This is a genomic window from Chromobacterium sp. S0633 (assembly GCF_024158805.1).
Lineage (GTDB): Bacteria > Pseudomonadota > Gammaproteobacteria > Burkholderiales > Chromobacteriaceae > Chromobacterium.
This window is the reverse complement of the sequence record NZ_JAMZGH010000009.1, coordinates 85,993-106,535: the sequence shown is the minus strand read 5'-3', so window position 1 is coordinate 106,535 and position 20,543 is coordinate 85,993. Positions and strand designations below refer to the sequence as shown.

Sequence of the window (20,543 nt, the reverse complement as noted above, 5' to 3'; positions counted from 1 at the left end):
CCGCTCGCTATCGAAGCGGGCTCAGCCCGCCGGCAGCCACAACCGCGCCTCGGCGCCGCCGTCGGCGTGGTTGGCCAGTTCGGCGCGGCCGCCGTGCAGCTGGGCCACTTCGCGCACCAGGCTCAGGCCCAGGCCGGTGCTCTTGCCGCTGTCCGGCCGCGGCAGCGAATAAAAGCGCTCGAACACCCGTTCCAGCGCGTAATCCGGCACGCCCGGCCCGTGGTCGCGCACGCGGAGCAGATAGCCGCCCTCTTCCGGCGCGCCGCTCAATTCGATGACGCCGCCCGGCGGGCTGAACTCCAGCGCGTTGTCCAATAGATTGGACAGCGCCTGCGCCAGCAGCAGACGGTCCGCGTTCAGCCGGGCCGGCGCCAGCCGGCAAACCAAGCTCACACCGCGCCCGGCGGCGGCCAGCGCCTTGCCGTCCACGGTTTCCGCGATCAAGGCCGGCCAGTCCAGCGGCTGGGCGTCCGGCCGCAGCCGCGACTCCACCCGCGCCTGCCACAGCAGCCTTTCGATCAACTGCTGCATGCGCAGGCTCTGCGCCAGGATGTTGTCGACGAAGCGGCGGCGCGTGTCCGGCGGCGGGTCTTCCCGCAGCAGTTCGCCGGCGCCGCGTATCGCCGCCAGCGGGCTTTTCAATTCATGGCTCAGCGTGTGCACATAGCCTTCCACATAGGCCTTGCCCTCCAGCTTGCGCCGCATCGCCTCCACCGCCAGGCCCAGGCTGTCCAGTTCCGGGCTGCCCAGCCGCGGCACATTGGCCGGCTGGCCGGCCGCCACCGCCTCGGCGTAGCCCACCAGCCGGCGGATGGAGCGGTTGATCCACCACACCATCACCGCGCCTATCAGCAAGGCCGCGCCCAGCAGCGCGCCGCCGGCCAGCATGATCTTGCGCTCGCTGCGGCGGATCACCGGCTCCATCGTCACATTGGGCTTGGACACGGTCAGCGAGCCGACGATGCGCCCGTCCAGGCGCACCGGCGCGGCCACGTGCATCACGCTGCTGTTTTCGTCGTCCGGCCTGCTGCGGGTGCTGCGCGCGCCGTATTCGCCGCGCAGCGTGCGGTAGACGTCGTTCCAGCGCGAGTAGTCCCGCCCCAGATCGCGGCCGCTGGAGTCGAAAATCACCACGCCGCGCGCGTCGGTGACGTAGACGCGGAACTCCATATTGTTTTTGACGATGCCGGAAATATTGGCGGCGATGGGCGGCCGCGCCTTATCGCGGAAGGCGCGGGCCAGCCGTCCCTTGGCGATGTCGCCGTCGGCCAGGTCGGCGGCGGCGATGCCGGCCAGCACATTGGCGCTGTCCACCAGCGTGCCCTCGGTGGCGCGTCGCACGCCCGGCTTCACTTCCTGGGTGAAAATGGCCAGCACGAACCAGCCGGCCACCGCCACGATCAGGAAATAGCCGAGGAACAGCCGCAGGCCGAAGCGCATCTCACTCGCCCAGGCTGTAACCCAGGCCGCGATGGGTCTGGATGGGCTGGGCGTCGGGGTCGATGTCGCGCAGCTTGGCGCGCAGGGTCTTGACGTGGGTGTCCACGGTGCGGTCGAAGCTGTCCTCGGCGTCGCGCCACACCCGCTCCATCAGCTGCTGGCGCGAAAACACCCGGCCCGGCTCCGCCAGCAGCGTTTTCAGCAGCAGGTATTCGTAGCGGGTCAGGTTCAGCTTGCGGCCGGCGAAATGGACGCAGGCGCGCGCCTCGTCCAGTTCGAAACCGGCGGGCGCCGGCGCGGCGGCCGGCGCCTGGCCCTTGGCGTAGCGCCGCAGGATGGTGCGCGCGCGGGCGCTGACCTCGCGCGGCGAAAACGGCTTGGCCACGTAGTCGTCGGCGCCGATCTCCAGGCCGATGATGCGGTCCATTTCCTCGCTGCGCGCGGTCAGGAACATCAGCGGCACATCGGCGCGCTCGCGCAAGCGGCGGCACAGGTCGAAACCGTTGATGTCCGGCAGGCCCACGTCCAGGATGCACAGCGCCGGGACGGCCCGCTCCAGCCGCTCCAGCAGCGGCAGGCCGCGCTCGAACCACTCGACGTCGAAGCCGTCCGTCTCCAGCGTGTAAATCAGGGTGTCGGCGATGCCGGCCTCGTCCTCGGCCAGCCAGATCAGCGGCTTCATGGCCGCGCCGTCGCCGGCGCCAGCCTGTGCGGCAACAGCCGCAGCGCCTCGGCGTTGGACGGCGAAAACACCTTGTCGGCGGCCGCGTCCCACGGCAGCCAGAGCTGGGCCAGATGCTCGCGCGGCGCCAGCGTCACCGTCTGCGGCCGCTCCAGACACAGGCCGAACACATGCTCGTCGTTGTGGGTGACGCCGTCCGGATAACGGTGGCGCCAGTGCGGATAGATTTCATAGCGGTTGACCAGGCCCCAGTCGCTGAGCCGGGCGTCGTCGCGCGCCAGGATCAGGCCGGTCTCCTCGGCCAGTTCGCGCAGCGCGGTGTCGCGCAAGGCTTCCTCGCCTTCGCGGCTGCCGGTCACGGATTGCCAGTAGCCGGGCTTGTCGGCGCGTTCGATCAACAGCGCCTGGCCGTCCGCGGTGTGAATCACCACCAGCACCGACACCGGTTGTTTGTCGCCCATCAGCGCTTGCCTCCGTTGGCCGGGCTCTGGCTGGCCAGCAGGCCGGCCAGCTCCACCGCGGATTTGACGCCCATCTTGTCGAACACGCGGGCGCGGTGCACTTCCACCGTTTTCATGCTGATGGTCAGTTCCTCGGCGATCTGCTTGTTGAGCTTGCCGGTGAGGATCAGCTGCATCACTTCGCGCTCGCGGTCCGTCAGCAAGGACAGCGCGGCGGACACCTTGCTGCGGCGGCCGTGCAGCAGGCGGTTCTGCTCGTCGCGCAGCACCGCGGCCTCGGCGCGCTCCAGCAAGCGCTCGTCGTCGAAAGGCTTTTCCATGAAATCCAGCGCGCCCAGCTTCAGCGCCGCCACCGCATGCGGCACGTCGCCGTGGGCGGTGAGCATGATCACCGGCGGACAGTAAGGCCAGCCGGCCAGTTTTTCCAGCAGCATGATGCCACTCATGCCGGACAGCCTCAGGTCCAGGATGATGCCGTTGAAGTCGCCGCCGTCCGGGCAGGCCAGAAACTCCTCCGCGCTGTCGAAGCCGCTGGCCAGATAACCCTGGCCGTCCAGCAGCCATACCAGCGACTCCCGCACTGCGGCGTCGTCGTCTATGATTGCCAAGCGTTTGCCTGCCATGGCGGCGTCTCCCCTGCCTTAGTCTTGCGGCTTATCGTTGAGAATGCGGATTTCCCGCTGCGGGAACGGCATTTGTATGCCATGTTGCTGGAACAGCCGCCAGATTGCCATATTCAGATCGGATTTCAAGCCCATGAAACCGTTTTCCGGGTCCGCCACCCAAAAGCCCAGCTCCAGATTGATGCTGCTGTCGGCAAACAAGGTGACGAAGCCGCGCGGCGCCGGGTCCTTCACAATCCGCTGCTGTGTGCTTGCCGCCTGTTGCAGCAGAGCCAGCGCCTTGTCCAGGTCCGTGCCGTAAGCCACGGACACCGGCAAGCTGGTCCACATGCTCTTGTCGGAATAGGACTGGTTGACCACGGTGTTGGTCATCAGTACATCATTGGGAATCAGCGCCTCGGTGCCGTCCGCGCCCTTGAGCACCACGTAGCGGGAAGTCATCTTGGTCACGTAGCCGACGCGGTTCTCCACCATCAGCCGGTCGCCGATGCGGATGGAGTGGTCCAGCAGAATGATGAAGCCGGACACGAAGTTGCTGGCGATCTTCTGCATGCCGAAGCTCAAGCCGAACACCATCGCACTGGCGAACATCGACAGCACGGTCAGATCGATGCCCACCACCGGCAGCGCGATCAGCACCACCAAAACCAGCAATATCGTGCGGGTCAGTTTGGCCATGACGATGCGCAGGCTGGGGTCCAACTGCTTTAGATTCAGCAAGCGGGATTCGATCAGACGGCTGACCCACAAGGCCACCATCACGATGATGGACACCCACAACAGACCGTTGAGTATGGTCAGCATATTCAAACGAGTCTTGCCCACCGAGAACGACATCGACTCCAGCCACTCGATCACCACCATGTCGAAGCCGATGGCCCAGCTGACAAAGCCCAGCCACAGCACCGTGGCCAGGAAATGCTCGGTATGGCGTTCGAAACGCCCCTTGGGCAGCGCCTGACGCACCACCGCGCAGCACAGCCGGATCAGGGTCAGCCAGAACAGCATCGCGCTCAGCAAGTGCAGCACCATCGCGCGCTCGTGCAGCAGATGCACCCAGGCGGAGCGGGACAGCATCACCAGCGCCTGCGCCGCCACCGGCAGCACCAGACGGAAGCCCACATAGGGCAAGAAGCGCTCATAGCGCTCCGGATTGTGATCGAAAAACTGTTTGAAGGCGAAACGGGCCAGATAGAAAGCGATGAACACGCACAAGACGCCTATCGCCGACTCCATCAGGCCGGACGGGGTTTGCAAAATATCCAGCAAGGCATCGAAGTCGATTTCTTCACGCTTGAACAGCAATGTGGTTTCTCCCAGAGTTGGTTTGCTCGGTTTTCAAAGCACCGGCTCAAAGTCTAGCGAGCAGAAGCGGGGCCGCCGCCAAGGGCGGACCGACGCGCCGCTCGCCTTGCGACGGAGCGTGAACCGGTTTCTAAACATCAAAGCGCCTGGCCGACGGCCGCGCGCTCCTGCTCCATATCCATCAGCCGGCCCTCGTTCAGCCGCAGCGTGCGCTGAGTGCGCGCCGCCAGCTCCAGATCGTGGGTGACGATGATCAGGCTGGTGCCCAGCGTGCGGTTCAGCTCCAACATCAGATCGAAGACCTGCTTGGCGGTGTGCACGTCCAGATTGCCGGTGGGCTCGTCCGCCAGCAGGCAGGCCGGCCGGGTCACCAGCGCGCGCGCAATCGCCGCCCGCTGACGCTCGCCACCGGACAGTTCGCCCGGTTTGTGCTGCAAGCGCTGGCCCAGGCCCACGCGGCCCAGCATCTCGCCGGCCTCCCGCTCGGCCTGCTTGCGCGGCATGCGGCGGATCAGCAGCGGCATCATCGCGTTTTCCAGCGCGCTGAATTCCGGCAGCAGATGATGGAACTGATAGACAAAGCCCAAGGAGGCGTTGCGCATCCGGCCGCGCTCCGACTCGGACATCGTCGCCAGATCCCGCCCCAACACCTCCACGCGGCCCTGGCTGGGCGTGTCCAGCCCGCCCAAGAGATGCAGCAGCGTGCTCTTGCCGGAGCCGGACGCGCCGACGATGGCCAGGCTGGCGCCCTTCTCCACCGTCAGGCTGACATCGGACAACACCGTCAGCTGCAGCTTGCCTTCGTTATAGGACTTGCCCAGCCCTTGGCACGACAACACATTACTCATAGCGCAAGGCCTCCGCCGGTTGCGTGCGCGCCGCGCGCCAGCTGGGGTACAGCGTGGCGAACAAGGCCAGCAGCAGGGAAATCAGGGTGATGGTGGACACATCGCCCCACTGCACGTCGGACGGCAGGTAGTCGATCATATACACCTCGCTGGACAAAATCTTGCTGCCGATGACGCGTTCGATCAGCGGCACGATCACGTCCAAGTTCAAGGCGATCAACACGCCCGAGGCCACGCCGGATAAGGTGCCCAGCACCCCGGCCACCGAACCCTGAATCATGAAGACTTTCATGATGCTGGCCGGCGACGCGCCCAGGGTGCGCAAAATGGCGATATCCGCCTGCTTGTCCGTCACCACCATCACCAGCGTGGACACCAGATTGAAAGCCGCCACCGCCACGATCAGCGTCAGGATGATGGTCATCATCCTTTTTTCGATCTGCACCGCGCGGAAATAGTTGGAATTGGTGTCGGTCCAATCCGTCACCAGGTTTTGCGGCAGTTTGGCGCGCAACGCCTGCTTCACCGTGGGCGCCAGCATCGGATCGTCCAGCTTGAAGCGCACGCCGCTGACGCTGTCCCCCATCCGCGACAACACCTGGGCGTCGCGCAGGTTCACCATCGCCAAGGAGGAGTCGAACTCGAACATGTCCACCTTGAAGATGCCCACCACGGTGAACTGCTTGGAACGCGGCAACATGCCCGCCGGCGTGATCATGCCCTGCGGCACGAAGAGCATCACCTTGTCGCCCAGGCCCACATTGAGCTGGCGCGCCAGCTCCGCGCCCAGCGCCACGCCGAACTCGCCGGGGCGCAAATTCTCCAGCTTGCCGGTCACCATGTGCTGGCCCACATCCACCACCTTGTCCTCCAGCGCCGGTTCGATGCCGCGCACCAGGCCGCCGCGCACATTGCCGTAAGCGGTAAACAGGCCCTGGCTGTTGACGAAGGGCGCGCCGGCCAGCACATGCGGCTGCGCGCCGCCCAGCTGGGCCACCTGCCGCCAATGATCCAGCCGGCCGTCGTAAGTGCTCACCTCCAGATGCGAGGCCACGCTCAGAATGCGGCCGCGGATTTCCTTCTGGAAGCCGTTCATCACCGACAGCACGATGATCAGCGCGGCCACGCCCAGGGCGATGCCGACGATGGAAATCAGGGAAATGAAGGAAATGAAACCGTTGCGGCGCTTGGCCCGCAGATAACGCAGGCCGATAAAGGCTTCAAAAGGCCACTGCATCAAAAAAGCTCCTTTCCGGAGCGAGTCGCGGGCTCGCCGCGCGTAGCCCGAGGGGGTGGATGAAAACGGCGCTCAGCGCCCTTGATAAGGGTTGTGCAGGCTTTGCATCACCTGCACCAGGAAATCCTTGACCTGGCCTTCGTCGCAGCCCATCAGCACCGCGTCCTCCAAGGCGTCCTGCGCCAATTGGGCCAGCTCCTCCAGGTTTTCCTGCATCACTTTCAGCTTCTCCACGCAGGCCACCACATTGCCTTGCGGGTCTTTCCACACCGGTATGTCCACTTTCAATGCCATCGTTTCGCTCCAAAGCACATTGCCCGCAACGCGGGCAATGTTGTTCCTGCATCCTTATCAGCTTAAGCCGCCAATCAACGCTTGGCTTTTTTCTTGGCGCCGCCGGCAGCCTTGCCGCCCTTCTTGGCCGCGGCTTTGCCGCCGCTCTTGCCGGACTTCTTGGCTTCGGCCTTGCCGCCCTTCTTGGCGGAGACCTCCGGCTTGCACTTCTTGCCCTTGCGGCACTTCGCCGCCGGAGCGCTTACCGCCGCGGCCTTACGCGTCGGCGTCGCCACGGTCAGATCGTCGGAAGTGTCCGCCGCCTGCGCCGCCGTGCTGCGGTTCACCCGTCGCGCGCCGTTGAAGCGGCCGTTCCAGTAGCTCTGGTTGATGTTGGCCACTTCGATATTCTTGCCGGTGCGCGGCGCGTGGATGAATTTGCCGTTGCCCATATACATGCCGACATGGGAATAACTGAAGCCGCGGGTATTGAAAAAGACCAGATCGCCGGGCACGAGTTCGCTGCGGTTGATGGATTTCCCAACGCGGGCCATTTCAGCGGAAGTGCGCGGCAGATTCACTTTCAAGGACTTTTGAAACACATAGCGGATGAAGCCGCTGCAATCCAGGCCGTTTTCCGGCGAGTTGCCGCCGAAACGATAGGCCACGCCCAATAGGCTCATGGCTTGCAACAACAAATCCCCCACCGCGTCTTCCGCGGGGGAGGAGAATTTCGAGATGGGGTCGTCCTGGCCAGACTGCGCGCTAGCTTCCGCCGCGGGGCGCCCTTCCGGAGGGGCCTTTTCCGGCGCCGCTTCAGCGAATACCATAAAGCCCGCCAGCACCAGAGTCATTAAGCGGAGTTGCAATTTCATAGGCCGAACTCTATCGGACGGGGGCGGTAGTGTAAAGCCGCAGGCAGGCCGTTTCCAGCGCTTTGAGCCGGCCCGCTTGAACCTTGGACGAGACAGCCGGCACTAATGGCGTACAATCCATCGCACTGGCATGGCCGGCGGCGAAACCGCGCGGCGGGACGGCGCCGGCGCACCTGGACGGCAAGCCTTTGTTTTTGAGCGAAAACCCAATGCCCACAAGGCAGAACCGATGCTGAGAGAAACCCTGATCGCCATGCGCGACCTGCCGCGACTGAAGGAAATCAGCGGCATTCTGATCCGTCACGGCCTGGGCGAATTCGCCCAAAGGCTAAAATTACCGCGCGCGGTGGAAAAGGCCGGCCAATGGCTGAACCTCAACCTGCCGGAGGCGGAAAACCGCCCGCCCACCCCGGTGCGCGTGCGCCTGGCCTTTGAAGAACTGGGCCCCACCTTCATCAAGCTGGGCCAGATTCTCTCCACCCGCGTGGACGTGTTCCCGCCGGACTGGATCGCCGAGTTTGAAAAACTGCAGAACAGGGTGCCGCCGGTGCGTCCGGAAGCGGTGCGCCGCCTGGTCAAGGCCGCGCTGGGCGACGAGCCTGAAAACGTGTTCGCCCACTTCGACTTCAACCCCATAGGCTCCGCCTCCATCGCCCAGGTGCACCGCGCCACCCTGCACGACGGCTGCGACGTGGCGGTGAAACTGCGCCGCCCCGGCATTGTGGACAAGGTGGAAGCCGACCTGCGCATCCTCAACCACCTGGCCGGCCTGCTGGAACTGGAATTTCCCGACGTGCGCCGCTTTCAGCCGGTGGAAATCGTCGGCCAGTTCGCCCGCTCGCTGAAGCGGGAAATGGACCTGGCGGTGGAAGCCCGCAATTCAGAACGCTTCGCCCGCGACTTCGCCGACGATCCGGAAGTCCAGGTGCCCAAGGTCTACTGGGACTACACCAACGCCGCCGTCAACGTGCAGGACTACATCGCCGGCGTGCCGGCCGCCCGGCTGGAACAACTGGCCGACAGCGGCCTGGACCCGGTGCTACTGGCCCAGCGCGGCGCGGACGCGGTGCTGAAGATGATCCTGATCCACGGTTTCTTCCACGCGGACCCGCATCCGGGCAACGTCTTCTTCCTGCCCGAACACCGCATCGCCTTCATCGACTTCGGCATGGTGGGCCGCATCAGCCATGGCCGCCGCGATGAAATCGTCGATCTGCTCGCCGCCGTGGCCAACCGCGACGAAGCCGGCATCATCGACGTGTTGATCGAATGGACCGGCAACACCCCGGTCAACGAACGCCAGTTCGCCCACGACGTGGGCGAATTCCTGTTCCAGTACGAACACGTGCCGCTCAAGGGCATCAACATCAGCCAGCTGATCGCCGACATCATGGCGCTGATCCGCGACCACTCCATCCTGCTGCCGCCGGACATGGCCATGTTGTTCAAGGCGCTGATCACCCTGGAAGGCCTGGGCCGCCAGCTGGACCCGGATTTCCAGCTCATCGCCCACATCACCCCCTTTGTGCGCGAGCTCTCCATCGCCCGCTACCACCCGGCGGCCCTGCTCAAACGCGGTCGCCATTCGCTGGGCGAAGCGCTGGCCATGCTCTCCAGCCTGCCGCGCGACCTGATGCGCATGGGCAAGGACATGCGCCACGGCAAGTTCCGCGTCAATCTGGACCTGCAGCGGCTGGACAGCTTCGGCCGTCAACTGGACCGCAGCACCAACCGGCTGACCATGGGCATCGTCACCGGCTGTCTGATCATCGGCTCCTCCATCGTGATGACCGTCAACGCCGGGCCCAAGCTGTTCGGCCTGCCCTTCTTCGGCTTCGTCGGCTTCATGCTGGCCATGTTCAACAGCGTGTGGCTGGTCTGGGCCATCTGGCGCTCCGGCAAGGATTTGTGACATGAGATCGAAACAGAAAACCCTATTGGCGGTCGCGCTGCTGGGCCTCGCCGCCGCGGCCAACGCCGCCGACGTGATCACCCTCAACTGGCGCGACGGCGACGAAGTGGCCGCCGCCTTGCGGCCGCAACTGCGCGACGGCGAAAAACTGGGCGCGCTGGGCAACCAGCTGATCCTGGACGCCCCGCCCGGCCGCAGCGCCGAGCTGCGCCGGCTGATCCGCCAGCTGGACGTCAAATCCTCGTCCCTGCTGGTGGAAGTGGCCCAGGACGGCGTCAGCCGTGAAAGCAAATCCGCGGTGCAATTGGGCGGCCAGGTACAGGGCGGCGGCTACAGCATCAGCACCGGTAAGCCGATGACGGTGCGCCCCGGCAGCCAGGTGGTGATCGCCGGCGGCGCCAGCCAGTCCAACACCCGGCTGCAGGCCAGCCAGGCCTTGCGCATGCTGGACGGCAAAACCGGCTTCATCGAGATCGGCAGCAGCCGGCCGCTGCCCTGGCTGATGTTCGGCCCTGACGGCCGGCCAGTGGTGGGCGTGCGCTACCAGGACGCCGTCACCGGCTTCTACGCCCGGCCGCGGCTGCACGGCCAGCGGGTGACGCTGGAACTGGCCGCCAGCCAGCAAGCCTTCAACGGCCAGAGCCTGGACAGCGCCAAATTGGCCACCACCGTGGAAGGCGCAGTGGGCGAATGGCTGACCGTGGGCGGCATAGGCCGCGACCAAGGCGGCCAGGAAACCGTGCTCATCGGCGTCAGCCGCAGCAATGTGCAGCTGGAGCGCAGCATCAAGGTGCGAGTGACGCCGGCGCAATAAGAACCTGTTTACGATCTGCTGCGCGTCGTGAGTCGTGGCACGGTGAGTACCGCTTCGAAATGCTCATGTACCGCTTTTACATTCCGCTTTCTCAGCCGCAACGTTAGCTCGCGAGATCGTAAACACGTTCTAAGAGCCGCTAACAAAACCGCGCAGCGCACCTGAGCCAAGGCGCGCCGACGCAGGCAGTACAAGTCGTACGACAAGGAGGCGCAACGCAGGATCAGGGGTTTTGTTAGCGGGTCTAAGCGCCTACTCCGCCGGAGGCAGCCCGCGCTCGCTGTCCGGCATCTCGCCGCGGCCGCCGCGCGGACCGCGCGCGACCCGTCCGCCGCCGCGGGAAAGCGTCCGCGGCGAATCATAGGCCGAGGCCGGGCGCTCCAGCCTGGCCTCCAAGGTCCCGCCGCGCCAGGTCCACAGCATCGCGTTCAAGCGATTGCGCGCCTGACGCGCACGCCACGCGCCGCCGTCCTCATCCACCGTCATCGCCCCCTCCTGATTGCAGCTGGCCACCAGCGTCCAGCTGCGCACCCGGTAGTCGCGCACTTGCAGCAGGCGGTAAGCCGGCGCGCATTCCGCATCGTCCGCGCGCAACAGCACCAGCGCGTCCTCGCCGACGACGCGGGCGTCCGCGATGCGCACCCGGCGCCATTGCGCGTCCAGCGGCGCCACCAGTTGGCGATCATAGAATTTCAGCTCGAAGCGCCCGCCCAGCGAAGAGCGCAGCACCAGATGGTTGCCGGCCAGCGGCACATCCTGATGCACGAAAGCCAGCGCTTCCTGCAGATCCAGCCGGCGTTGGAGCGAACCATCGGCGGAACGCTGCTGCGAACAGGCGGACAAGACCAGCAACAACGGCACGGCCCAGGCAAAGCGGCGAATCCTCGTCATGCCAGCCCTTTCACGGCATGGTTGCTGATCGTTCAATACTACCACCAATATTTCCAGCCCCGCCTGTCACCTCGGGTCCGCGCACCTCCGTCCGGGCGAAACGCCGCGCTTGCCTAGCACGCCACGAGCCGGCAATAATGCGCCCGTGCTTGAGATTACAGGCACCGGGATTGAGAGCCCGTTCTGCAAAGATTCCCGGTTGTTCAGCGCAACCGGCGCCATTGCTGCGCCCATTTTTCGGCAAGCCGTGGCGGGGAGGCCTTCATGGTCTGCCGGGTCCTTTGCGCCGGTCTCTCAACCCTGTCACGTGCTCGCCATCCCGAATGAGAGCGGAGTCGCGGGCATGAACCTCGCAAAGGAGCCTCTTCATGAAACGCAATCACCCCCTTCGCCGCCGTTATCAGCCCGATCCCCAACCCCTGCCTTACCATGCGCTGCCCTTCGCTGCGCAACTGCCCGGCCAGGCCCGGCCCCACTGCTGGACAGTGCCGCCGCTGGCCGATCGCCGCCAAGCCTATCTGCTGGGACGGGAGTACGCGGGCCATTACCTCGTTTTCCTGCAAGACAACCCCGGCAGCGCGGACCGCTTCCTGCTGGCGCGCATTGCCGAAGACGTCGACTTCAGCGCCCCGGACGCGGCCAGCGCTTGCTGGACCGGCTTCTTCCATCTGATCGAGCAAGTGCTGACGCAAAGCATCGCGCCGCTGGACGTGTTCGAGTACATCGACCGGCTCAACACCTACGAGGCGGCGTTGCAGCGCCTCTTGCATCAAACTCCGCCACAAACTTAATATATGCACAAAACCGAACCGCTTCCCCCATCGCATCGGCGGCCTAGCCGCGGGCTCGCTTAGTCCGCAAAGCGACAGTCTTTCCGGCTTGCGGGCGGCAGGCCCGTCGATGGCAATTCCGCAACAAGCCGCGGCTAAAACAAAGCAATCTCAGGCTTAATTTGCGGGGGAAGCGACATTTCGACCGGTCCCCGGCTTAATATGGACAGTCAATTCATTTTGCATAAACAAGCGACGCCCGCCATGCGGCTTGGCGCGGCGTCGGCGGAAACCATGGCAGCTCTTTTATTTTGAGGATGATGAATATGCGCACTATATGCGTAGGCTTGTCGGCTTTGTTGGCGGCTCAACTCGCAGTGGCGGACCCGATACCGGAAGAAAACGGCTTCTCCGGCAGCATCGGCCTGGGCGTGGGCGGCAACCGCGTCAAATCCAACCTCTTCAAGGGGGACAAAAACCAAAGAACCAACAGCCTGAACAGCGCGCCGGAGTCCCATAACGACTCCTTCGCGCTGCCAGTGCTGGATCTCAGCTACACCTTCGCCGCCAGCCGCACCCAGATCGTGTTCGACAGCCAGATTCACGACCCGCTGGGCATGGACGACACCCTGGAACTGGGCGTGCGCCAGCAAGTGGGCAACAACGGCATCGTCTCCGCCGGCCTGCTCTACGGCGGCCTCAGCAAAAACACCTGGACCGATCCCTACGCCGTGGGCGTGGACCGCGACGGCACCAAACGCAAATCCACCGGCCTGTTGCTGGGCTGGGAAAACATCATGGGCACCGGCTTCAAGGCCCAGCTGACCCAACGCAACATCAAGATAGACGACGAGCGCAGCGGCCAAAGCGTGGCCGGCCTCAGCGCGGCGGACCGCGCCACGCTGAACCGCAACGGCGACGCCACCTTGTTGAAAGCGGGCTATGAATGGGCCTTCGCTCCCAATCAAACGCTGACCCCGGGTCTAAGCTGGGGCAAGGACAAGCTGGACGGCGGCGCGATGAGCAACAAGAGCTACGGCCTGAGCCTGGACTACGCCTACAGCAGCGACCTCAACACCCTCAGCGCCGGCCTGCAATTCCGCAAACAGCGCTTCGACCAGAGCAACCCGCTGTTCGGCAATAAAAAAGCCGACAGCAACGCCTACGCCGTCGATCTCAACTACCTGCGCCATCAGCTGTTCGGCGAGAAAGCGCTGTCCGCCTTCGTCAGCGCCGCCTACGGCAAATCCAACGCCGACATCAGCTTCTACGACGCCGAAATCCGTTCGCTGGGCGTAGGGCTGATTTACTCGTTCTAAAATTGCTGCGACGACACGCGAGCCGCTTGACGACAAGCGCTCCACCCCATGCCTGGAACCCGCTGATGCGGGTTTTTCTACGCCTCAAGACCATGAAAGGCAATCTCCGCCTGTTTTTCGATGCTATGCCAGGCTATGTCGTGATCGAATTTTGAAAGAGCTTTATTAAGCGCCATCTACAATCGCCACTTCAAATACTCATCGGAACAAGGCCATGCCGGGATCAATCTCTAGCGCGACACACTCTTCTCACTTTGATAGGAGCGATAGTTATCGAACCGATCTCGGTCGTTACATCCGCGACGTGGAAAAAAGCTTGGACTCCGGCGCTTGGACAACATCCAGTTTTGCCAAACTGGATAAAGAATTCATACCCGGCCTAATCGCATCCGCCAACACCTCCAAGCCTGGACTTAATCTGACTTACGCAAGCGACGCGAGGGACCTGTCTGACAAAATATTGGAGATATTTCACAAGGGAAGCGAATCGGGAAGATATATCGTAAACATGGGCAGCGACGGCATTCATTTTGCCGTGTTTGACTATAGGCTGGTAGAAGGCAAACCCTCCGTTCTGATGTTTGAACCCGCCAACTTCAACTCAACTGGCCCAATGTTCCTGGCTTTCAGAGCAAAATCCGCGCTGGATCAGCTAAGCTCCCACAACATCTGCTTTTCCATGATGGAAATGGACATTCAAAGAAGCGGGAGCGAATGCGCTATTTTCAGCCTGGCTTTGGCCAAGAAGCTGTTCAAAGAGCATCAGGCCGTATCAGAACTGCATCAAATGAATGCTTCGGGCGCCATCCCTTCCAGCAATGGATTCTTCTCCTCATCCGTGGAGTCCGACCAATTGATCCCCCCCTCTTTTTACAAGCACACCCAAGGCCGCGGCAGGCTGGAGAAATACGTTACCGCCCGGCCGGGCAGAGAGGCGCAGGAGATTAACAAGAAAGGAGAAACCTTGCTTGAACGGCAAAAACAGCACTTGGAAAATATCGGCGGGAAAGAGCTGGTTAACTCCATTCATCAAAAGAGACTGGAAGAGCTGAAGCAGCTGATGCAGTCCATCAGCGGCTAGTCAAGCCTGGCCCATATGCCCGCGCAACAGCGCTAAGCTTCACGGCCCCAAGCGCCACCTCCGTTGAGCTCGCTTGGGCGCTAGCAACGGCGCATGAGCCATTGGGTCGCATGAGTGCGGCGAGCGCCTATGGGCCGGTCTTTTTTTACATCTCTTTCCTTGCCGCCGCTCCAGCCGCGTATAATTGCGATGGTATTTTCCGGAGCCTCGTCCATGTCTTTGCCATTCCGCCTTGCGCCCGCGCTTTTGGGTTTCGTCGGCGCCGCCGCTCTTGCCGCCGGCGTCACCACCTTCAGCCCTCAGGGCGAAGTCAAAGAAGTGCAGCAGGTGCGCGTCACTTTCAACAGCAGCATGATTCCGCTGGGCAATAGCGCCGCGCCGGCGCCGTTCGCCTGGAGCTGCGGCCTGAAAGCCAAGGGCCATTGGGTGGACGACAAAACCTGGGTGCTGGACGTGTCGGAAACCCCGGCCGCCAATACCGACTGCCGCTTCACGCCCAAGCCCGGCCTCAAGGACCTGCAGGGCAAGGCCGTGGACGCCGGCCTGAGCTTCCGTTTCTACACCGGCGCGCCGGTAGTGGTGGAACGCTGGCCGCGCAACGGCCGCATCGAGGAAGACCAGGCCTTCGTGCTCCAATTCAACGGCGTCGGCGTGCCGGCCTCGTCCTTGTATTGCCAATCCTCCAGCCTGCCGGAACGCATCCCGGTCCAGCCCCTGCCGGCCGGCGAGCGCGCGGCGCTGCTCAAGCATCTGAAACTGGAACAACAATCCGCCAAGGTGCTGACGCTGCGCTGCGGCCAGCGCCTGGCACCGGACAGCAAGCTCACCCTGGTGCATCTGCGCGGCGCGGCCGCGCCGGACCGGCTCAACTACCAGGTGCGGCCGCCGTTTACCGCCAGCATGAGCTGCCTGCGCGAGAACGCTAAAGGCGCTTGCATCCCGTTCAAGCCCATCACCCTCAACTTCAGTTCGCCGGTGCCGGAAAAACTGGCGATGGCGGTGCGCCTGAGCGGCGCCGGCGCCGAACGCGCGCCCCAGGCGGAAGCACGCGGCAAGGGCGAGCCGGTGGACAGCATCAGCTTCGCGCCGCCGTTCCCGCCCTTGGAAACGCTGACGCTGAAGCTGCCCAAGGACTTTGGCGACGAGGTGGGCCGGCCGCTGGTCAACGCCGAGCGCTTCCCGCTGGCCATCAAGCTGGCCGACTATCCGCCGCTGGCCAAATTCGCCGCCGCGCCGTTCGGCATCATAGAATCCGGCGCGGACGCGGCGCTGCCCATCACCCTGCGCGGGGTGGAGGGCGATCTCAACATCAAATCCGTGCAATTGGGCGGCCAGGCGCTGCGGCTGAATAAAGACCAGGACATGATGGCCTGGCTGGCCAAGGTGCTGCGCTATCACGAGAGCGCCCTGCCCGCCGGCAAGGACAAGACCATAGAAAGCCGTCGCTTGTCGCTGCTGGCCAAGGAGCCAGCCGCCCAGCCGCTGAAGCTGCCCAGCCAGCCGGACAAGCAGGGCAAATGGCCGTTCGAAGTGGTGGGCATTCCCCTACCCAAACCCGGCCTCTACGTGGTGGAAGTATCGTCGCGGCTGCTGGGCAAATCGCTGCTGGCCAGCACCAAGCCCATGTATGTGCGCACGGCCGCGCTGGTCACCAATATGGCGGTGCACTTCAAAAGCTCCAAGGAAAACGCCGCGGTGTGGGTGACCACGCTGGACAAGGGCAAGCCGGTGCCAGCCGCCCGCGTCAACATCTACGATTGCAAGGGTAATGCGCTGTGGTCCGGCAAGACCGACGCCAAGGGCGTGGCCGCGGTCAAATCCGTACTGCCGGCCGGCGAGTGCGACAACGAGGAGCTGTCCGGCCTCTTCATCACCGCCGCCGCCAAGGACGCCAAGGGCAACGACGACGTGTCCTTCGTCCGCTCCAGCTGGAACCGCGGCATCGAATCCTGGCGCTTCCCCTTCCCCACCCAGTGGAGCGACAGCCCCAACATCCTGGCCCACACCATCCTGGACCGCGCCCTGTTCCGCGCCGGCGAAACCGTGTCGATGAAGCACCTGCTGCGCACCCAGGTCAGCCGCGGTCTGGCCCAGCTCAAGCCCGGCCAGCTGCCTCAGCAATTGCGCATCGTCCACGACGGCAGCGGCGACGAAATCAGCCTGCCGCTGAGCTGGCGCAACGGCCGCTACGCGGAGAGCGGCTACGCGCTGCCCAAGGAAGCCAAGCTGGGCGAATACACGCTCTACCTGGAACGCAAGGGCGCGCGCGGTCCGGACGACAAGGACAAACCGTCCAGCCCGGAGCTGGACGGCTACTCGCTGCGCAGCGGTGGTTTCCGGGTGGAGGAATTCCGCCTGCCCACCATGACCGGCCGCATCTCCACGGTGAAGAACGCCGGCATCGCCCCCAAGCAGCTGCCGCTCAATGTGTCCCTGTCCTGGGGCAACGGCGGCCCGGCCAAGGGCTGGCCGGTGGAAGTCAGCGCCATGCTGGCCGACGCCTATCAGCGCATCAAGGGCTATGAGGCTTACAGCTTCTCGCCGCCGCAGCGTCAGCGCGATCAGGCCGAATCCTCGCTGGACGGCAAGGTGCTGCTGGACAAGTCCGCGCTGCAACTGGACGCCAACGGCAACGGCAAGGCCACGCTGGACAAGCTGCCCAAGCTGGACCGCCGCTACGACCTGGTCACCGAAGCCGCCTACCGCGATCCCAACGGCGAAGTGCAAACCCTGACCCGCCGCATTCCGCTGTGGCCTGCCGGCCTGCAAGTGGGCATCAGCGTGGACAGTTGGATCACCGCCGGCCGCGCGCTGCAGCTAAAGGCCGTTGTGCTGGACACCGCCGGCAAGCCGCTGGCCGGCAAGAACGTCAAGATCAGCCTGCGCGAACACCGCTACCTGTCCAGCCGCAAGCGGCTGGTGGGCGGCTTCTACGCCTGGGACCACAATGAGGAAACCGACGACAAGGGCAAGGTGTGCAGCGGCGGCACCGACGGCCGCGGCCTGATGTTCTGCGAAATCAATCTCAAGGACGCCGGCGACATGGAGCTGATCGCCGAAGCCAGCGACGACAACGGCAATCTGGCGCAAAGCGCGCAATCGGTGTGGGTCAGCAAGCACGACGAGCTGTGGTTCGACGTGGACAACAATGATCGCATCGACATCCTGCCGGAAAAAATCAGCTACGCCCCCGGCGAAACCGCCCGCTTCCAGGTGCGCATGCCCTTCCGCAAAGCCACCGCCTGGCTGGCGATAGAGCGCGAAGGCGTGATCGAAACCCGTGTGGTGGAGCTGGAAGGCAAGAACCCGGTGATCGAGCTCAAGGTCGAGCCGGGCTGGACCCCTAACGTCTACGTCTCGGTGCTGGCGGTGCGCGGCCGCGTGCGCGAAGTGCCGTGGTACTCCTTCTTCACCTGGGGCTGGAAAACCCCGAGCGAGTGGTGGGACGCCTACTGGAACGAAGGCGGCGACTACACCCCGCCCACCAGCATGGTGGATCTGTCGCGGCCGGCCTTTAAATACGGCATCGCCGAAATCCAGGTGGGCGACGCCGCCAAGCGGCTGGACGTGACTGTGAGCCCGGCGCGCAAGAGCTACGGTATCCGTGAAACCGCCGACGTGAGCATCCAGGTCAAACTGCCCGGCGGCAAGCCGGCGCCGGCCGGGACCGAAGTAGCCTTCGCCGCGGTGGACGAGGCGCTGCTGGAATTGCAGCCCAACCGCAGCTGGGAGCTGATGCAGGCGATGTACCAGCGCCACAGCTACGGCGTGGAAACCGCCACCGCCCAACTGGAAGTGGTGGGCAAGCGCCATTACGGCCGCAAATCGCTGCCGCCGGGCGGCGGCGGCGGCAAGGCGCCCACCCGTGAACTGCTGGACACCCTGCTGCTGTGGCAGCCGCGCGTGGTGCTGGACGCCAACGGCAGCGCCCGCGTCAAAGTGCCTATCAACGACGCGCTGACCCGCTTCCGCCTGGTGGCGGTGGCCGACGCGGGCAATGATCTGTTCGGCACCGGCGAAGCCGGCTTCAACGTCACCCAGGACCTGCAACTGAGCTCCGGCATCCCGCCGCTGGCGCGCGAAGGCGACCAGTTCAGCGCCGGCGTCACCGTGCGTAACGGCGGCGACAAGCCGCTCAAGGTCAAGGTCCAGGCCGGCGCGCCCGGCCTGCCGGACTTGCCGCCGCAGGAGATCAGCCTGCCGGTGGGCGAGGCGCGGCTCTTGAGCTGGCCGGTGACGGTGCCCAACGACGTCAAGGAACTGAAATGGAGCTTCAGCGCTCAGCAAGTGGACGGCAAGGCCGCCGACAAGCTGGCGGTGCGTCAGGAAATCGAGCCGGCGGTGCCCATCACAGTGGAGCAGGCCACGCTGCAACGCGTGGAGCCGGAACTGAGCATCCCCGTCGCCTTGCCGCCAGGCGTCCTGCCCGGCCGCGGCGGCGTCCGCGTCAGCCTGCAGGCCAAGCTGGGCAATGAACTGCCCGGCGTGCGCCGCTGGTTCCAGGACTACCCCTATGTCTGCCTGGAACAGCGCAGCTCGGTGGCGCTGGGTCTGGCCGACGCCAAGCGCTGGGATCAGCTGATGAGCGAACTGCCGCTGTATCTGGACGGCAGCGGCCTCGCCGCCTACTTCCCGCTGGCCGAAGGCGCGCCGGATCGCGGCAGCGACATCCTCAGCGGCTATCTGCTGGCCGCCGCCCACGAAGCCGGCGTCGTCATCCCCGAAGCCCAGCGCGCGCGGCTGCTGGACGGCCTGTCCGCCTTCGTCGAGGGCCGGATCAAGCGCGATCTGCCGCTGGGCCGCCAGGACGCAGACGCCCGCCGCTTGAGCGCGATGGAAGCGCTGGCGCGCTACGGCCGTTTCCGCCCGGCCATGCTGGACGTGCTGGACCTCAACCCGCAGAAGATGAGCACCGCCATGCTGGTGGACTGGCTGGCCCTGCTGAACCGCGCAGCGGACATCCCGCAGCGCGCCGCGCGGCTGAGCGAGGCGGAAAACCTGCTGCGCGCGCGGCTCACCTACCAGGGCACGCGCATGGGCTTCAGCACCGAGGCCAACGACAACGCCTGGTGGCTGATGGGCAGCGCCGACGTCAACGCCGCCAAGCTGCTGCTGACGGTGCGCAAGCTGCCGGGCTGGCAGGCGGATATGCCGCGCCTGCTCACCGGCCTGCTGGGGCGTCAGCAAAAAGGCCATTGGGACACCACCACTTCCAATCTGTGGGGCAGCCTGGCCGTCGCGCAATTCTCGCGTCAGTTCGAAACCACGCCGGTCAGCGGCCAGACCAGCGCCGCGCTGGGCGGCGCCAAGCTGAACCTGGGCTGGCCGCAGGAAGGCGTCAAGGCGCTGGGCCTGCTGCCCTGGCCCGCGGGCGGCGGCAGCCTGCAGCTCAAGCACGCCGGCGGCGGCGCGCCGTGGGCCACGGTGCAGGCCGAGGCCGCCATCGTGCTCAAAGCCCCGCGCTACGCCGGCTACAGCATCAAGAAAACGCTGAGCCCGGTCAGCCAGAAAACCAGCGGCCAGTACCAGCCCGGCGACGTGGTCAAGGTCACGCTGGAGATCCAGGCGCAAAGCGATATGACCTGGGTGGTGGTCAACGACCCGATCCCGGCCGGCGCCACCATCCTGGGCTCCGGCCTGGGCCGGGATTCCGCGATCAACGCCAAGGCGGACAACGACGGCGACCCCGCCGATTACGTGGAGCGCCGCTTCTCCGGCTACCGCGCTTACTACGGCTACGTGCCGCGCGGCGGCCTGAAAGCCAGCTACACCATGCGTCTGAACAACCCCGGCGCCTTCAAGCTGCCGCCGACGCGGGTGGAAGCGCTGTACGCGCCGGATGTGTTCGGCATGTTGCCCAACTCGGTGTTCAAGGTAGGAAAAGGGGAAAATTAAGCCGGCGTCCCCTCTTTGGCCAATGTCAAAGAGGGGGCGCCGCAAGCGGGCAATGCCTCATGCCCGCGCGTCGACAGCTTGCGTTCAAGGGAGAGGTCGCCGCCTCCGGCAGCCGCC

Annotated in this window: 16 protein-coding genes; 6 read left to right on the top strand and 10 right to left on the bottom strand. The window is 64.8% G+C overall.

Features of this window, described 5'->3' with window-relative positions:
• Positions 1-21: 21 nt before the first annotated feature.
• From creC to NK214_RS08855, 9 genes are all read right to left on the bottom strand, one after another.
• Positions 22-1,440, bottom strand: a complete 1,419-nt coding sequence (gene creC, locus NK214_RS08895; RefSeq protein WP_107798978.1) for a two-component system sensor histidine kinase CreC — start codon at positions 1,438-1,440, stop codon at positions 22-24.
• Between the two features lies 1 nt (position 1,441).
• Entirely contained in the window at positions 1,442-2,122 is a 681-nt protein-coding gene (gene creB / locus NK214_RS08890; RefSeq protein ID WP_107798977.1) for a two-component system response regulator CreB, read from the bottom strand.
• Complete coding sequence (nudB, locus tag NK214_RS08885) at positions 2,119-2,583, bottom strand: dihydroneopterin triphosphate diphosphatase (protein WP_107798976.1); 465 nt, start codon at positions 2,581-2,583, stop codon at positions 2,119-2,121. The genes creB and nudB overlap by 4 nt, the downstream gene beginning before the upstream one ends.
• Positions 2,583-3,206, bottom strand: a complete 624-nt coding sequence (locus NK214_RS08880) for a response regulator transcription factor (protein WP_019100757.1) — start codon at positions 3,204-3,206, stop codon at positions 2,583-2,585. Before NK214_RS08880 ends, nudB begins: the two co-directional genes overlap by 1 nt.
• Before the next feature lie 18 nt (positions 3,207-3,224).
• Positions 3,225-4,511, bottom strand: a complete 1,287-nt coding sequence (locus tag NK214_RS08875; RefSeq protein ID WP_253314261.1) for a mechanosensitive ion channel family protein — start codon at positions 4,509-4,511, stop codon at positions 3,225-3,227.
• Between the two features lie 137 nt (positions 4,512-4,648).
• On the bottom strand, positions 4,649-5,359 hold the full coding sequence (lolD, locus tag NK214_RS08870) for a lipoprotein-releasing ABC transporter ATP-binding protein LolD (RefSeq protein WP_253314260.1): 711 nt from the start codon (positions 5,357-5,359) through the stop codon (positions 4,649-4,651).
• Entirely contained in the window at positions 5,352-6,596 is a 1,245-nt protein-coding gene (locus NK214_RS08865; RefSeq protein ID WP_107798974.1) for a lipoprotein-releasing ABC transporter permease subunit, read from the bottom strand. The genes lolD and NK214_RS08865 overlap by 8 nt, the downstream gene beginning before the upstream one ends.
• A 72-nt stretch (positions 6,597-6,668) precedes the next feature.
• The gene (locus NK214_RS08860; protein ID WP_048415208.1) at positions 6,669-6,890 is read right to left on the bottom strand and encodes a hypothetical protein; all 222 of its coding nucleotides are present in this window, start codon (positions 6,888-6,890) and stop codon (positions 6,669-6,671) included.
• A 74-nt stretch (positions 6,891-6,964) separates the two neighbouring features.
• A complete protein-coding gene (locus NK214_RS08855) occupies positions 6,965-7,744 on the bottom strand; it encodes a C40 family peptidase (RefSeq protein WP_107798973.1) in 780 nt (259 codons plus the stop codon).
• 229 nt (positions 7,745-7,973) lie between these two features.
• On the opposite strand from NK214_RS08855, the gene NK214_RS08850 reads away from it, so the two are divergent.
• Both NK214_RS08850 and NK214_RS08845 read left to right on the top strand, forming a co-directional pair.
• The gene (locus NK214_RS08850) at positions 7,974-9,656 is read left to right on the top strand and encodes an AarF/ABC1/UbiB kinase family protein (protein WP_253314259.1); all 1,683 of its coding nucleotides are present in this window, start codon (positions 7,974-7,976) and stop codon (positions 9,654-9,656) included.
• 1 nt (position 9,657) lies between these two features.
• Positions 9,658-10,470, top strand: a complete 813-nt coding sequence (locus NK214_RS08845; RefSeq protein ID WP_253314258.1) for a hypothetical protein — start codon at positions 9,658-9,660, stop codon at positions 10,468-10,470.
• A 252-nt stretch (positions 10,471-10,722) separates the two neighbouring features.
• On the opposite strand, the gene NK214_RS08840 is transcribed toward NK214_RS08845, so the two are convergent.
• Complete coding sequence (locus tag NK214_RS08840) at positions 10,723-11,361, bottom strand: hypothetical protein (RefSeq protein WP_253314257.1); 639 nt, start codon at positions 11,359-11,361, stop codon at positions 10,723-10,725.
• Between the two features lie 368 nt (positions 11,362-11,729).
• Here NK214_RS08840 and NK214_RS08835 point away from each other — a divergent pair, with 368 nt between their 5' ends.
• From NK214_RS08835 to NK214_RS08820, 4 genes are all read left to right on the top strand, one after another.
• Positions 11,730-12,152: a hypothetical protein gene (locus tag NK214_RS08835; protein WP_107798970.1), complete on the top strand. Its 423-nt coding sequence runs from the start codon at positions 11,730-11,732 to the stop codon at positions 12,150-12,152.
• Between the two features lie 305 nt (positions 12,153-12,457).
• Positions 12,458-13,450, top strand: a complete 993-nt coding sequence (locus tag NK214_RS08830; RefSeq protein ID WP_253314256.1) for a DUF2860 family protein — start codon at positions 12,458-12,460, stop codon at positions 13,448-13,450.
• 214 nt (positions 13,451-13,664) lie between these two features.
• Entirely contained in the window at positions 13,665-14,531 is an 867-nt protein-coding gene (locus NK214_RS08825; RefSeq protein ID WP_235088727.1) for a YopJ/AvrA family T3SS effector serine/threonine acetyltransferase, read from the top strand.
• Positions 14,532-14,744: 213 nt separating this feature from the next.
• The gene (locus NK214_RS08820; protein ID WP_253314255.1) at positions 14,745-20,426 is read left to right on the top strand and encodes an alpha-2-macroglobulin; all 5,682 of its coding nucleotides are present in this window, start codon (positions 14,745-14,747) and stop codon (positions 20,424-20,426) included.
• The last annotated feature ends 117 nt before the right edge of the window (positions 20,427-20,543 follow it).

Bases quoted from the DNA above. Each gene is read 5' to 3' on its own strand.
- NK214_RS08845 (WP_253314258.1), top strand. From the start codon at position 9,658: ATGAGATCGAAACAGAAAACCCTATTGGCGGTCGCGCTGCTGGGCCTC.
- nudB (WP_107798976.1), bottom strand. From the start codon at position 2,583: ATGGGCGACAAACAACCGGTGTCGGTGCTGGTGGTGATTCACACCGCG.
- NK214_RS08830 (WP_253314256.1), top strand. From the start codon at position 12,458: ATGCGCACTATATGCGTAGGCTTGTCGGCTTTGTTGGCGGCTCAACTC.
- NK214_RS08850 (WP_253314259.1), top strand. From the start codon at position 7,974: ATGCTGAGAGAAACCCTGATCGCCATGCGCGACCTGCCGCGACTGAAG.
- lolD (WP_253314260.1), bottom strand. From the start codon at position 5,359: ATGAGTAATGTGTTGTCGTGCCAAGGGCTGGGCAAGTCCTATAACGAA.
- NK214_RS08880 (WP_019100757.1), bottom strand. From the start codon at position 3,206: ATGGCAGGCAAACGCTTGGCAATCATAGACGACGACGCCGCAGTGCGG.
- creC (WP_107798978.1), bottom strand. From the start codon at position 1,440: ATGCGCTTCGGCCTGCGGCTGTTCCTCGGCTATTTCCTGATCGTGGCG.
- creB (WP_107798977.1), bottom strand. From the start codon at position 2,122: ATGAAGCCGCTGATCTGGCTGGCCGAGGACGAGGCCGGCATCGCCGAC.
- NK214_RS08825 (WP_235088727.1), top strand. From the start codon at position 13,665: ATGCCGGGATCAATCTCTAGCGCGACACACTCTTCTCACTTTGATAGG.
- NK214_RS08835 (WP_107798970.1), top strand. From the start codon at position 11,730: ATGAAACGCAATCACCCCCTTCGCCGCCGTTATCAGCCCGATCCCCAA.
- NK214_RS08820 (WP_253314255.1), top strand. From the start codon at position 14,745: ATGTCTTTGCCATTCCGCCTTGCGCCCGCGCTTTTGGGTTTCGTCGGC.
- NK214_RS08860 (WP_048415208.1), bottom strand. From the start codon at position 6,890: ATGGCATTGAAAGTGGACATACCGGTGTGGAAAGACCCGCAAGGCAAT.
- NK214_RS08855 (WP_107798973.1), bottom strand. From the start codon at position 7,744: ATGAAATTGCAACTCCGCTTAATGACTCTGGTGCTGGCGGGCTTTATG.
- NK214_RS08840 (WP_253314257.1), bottom strand. From the start codon at position 11,361: ATGACGAGGATTCGCCGCTTTGCCTGGGCCGTGCCGTTGTTGCTGGTC.
- NK214_RS08865 (WP_107798974.1), bottom strand. From the start codon at position 6,596: ATGCAGTGGCCTTTTGAAGCCTTTATCGGCCTGCGTTATCTGCGGGCC.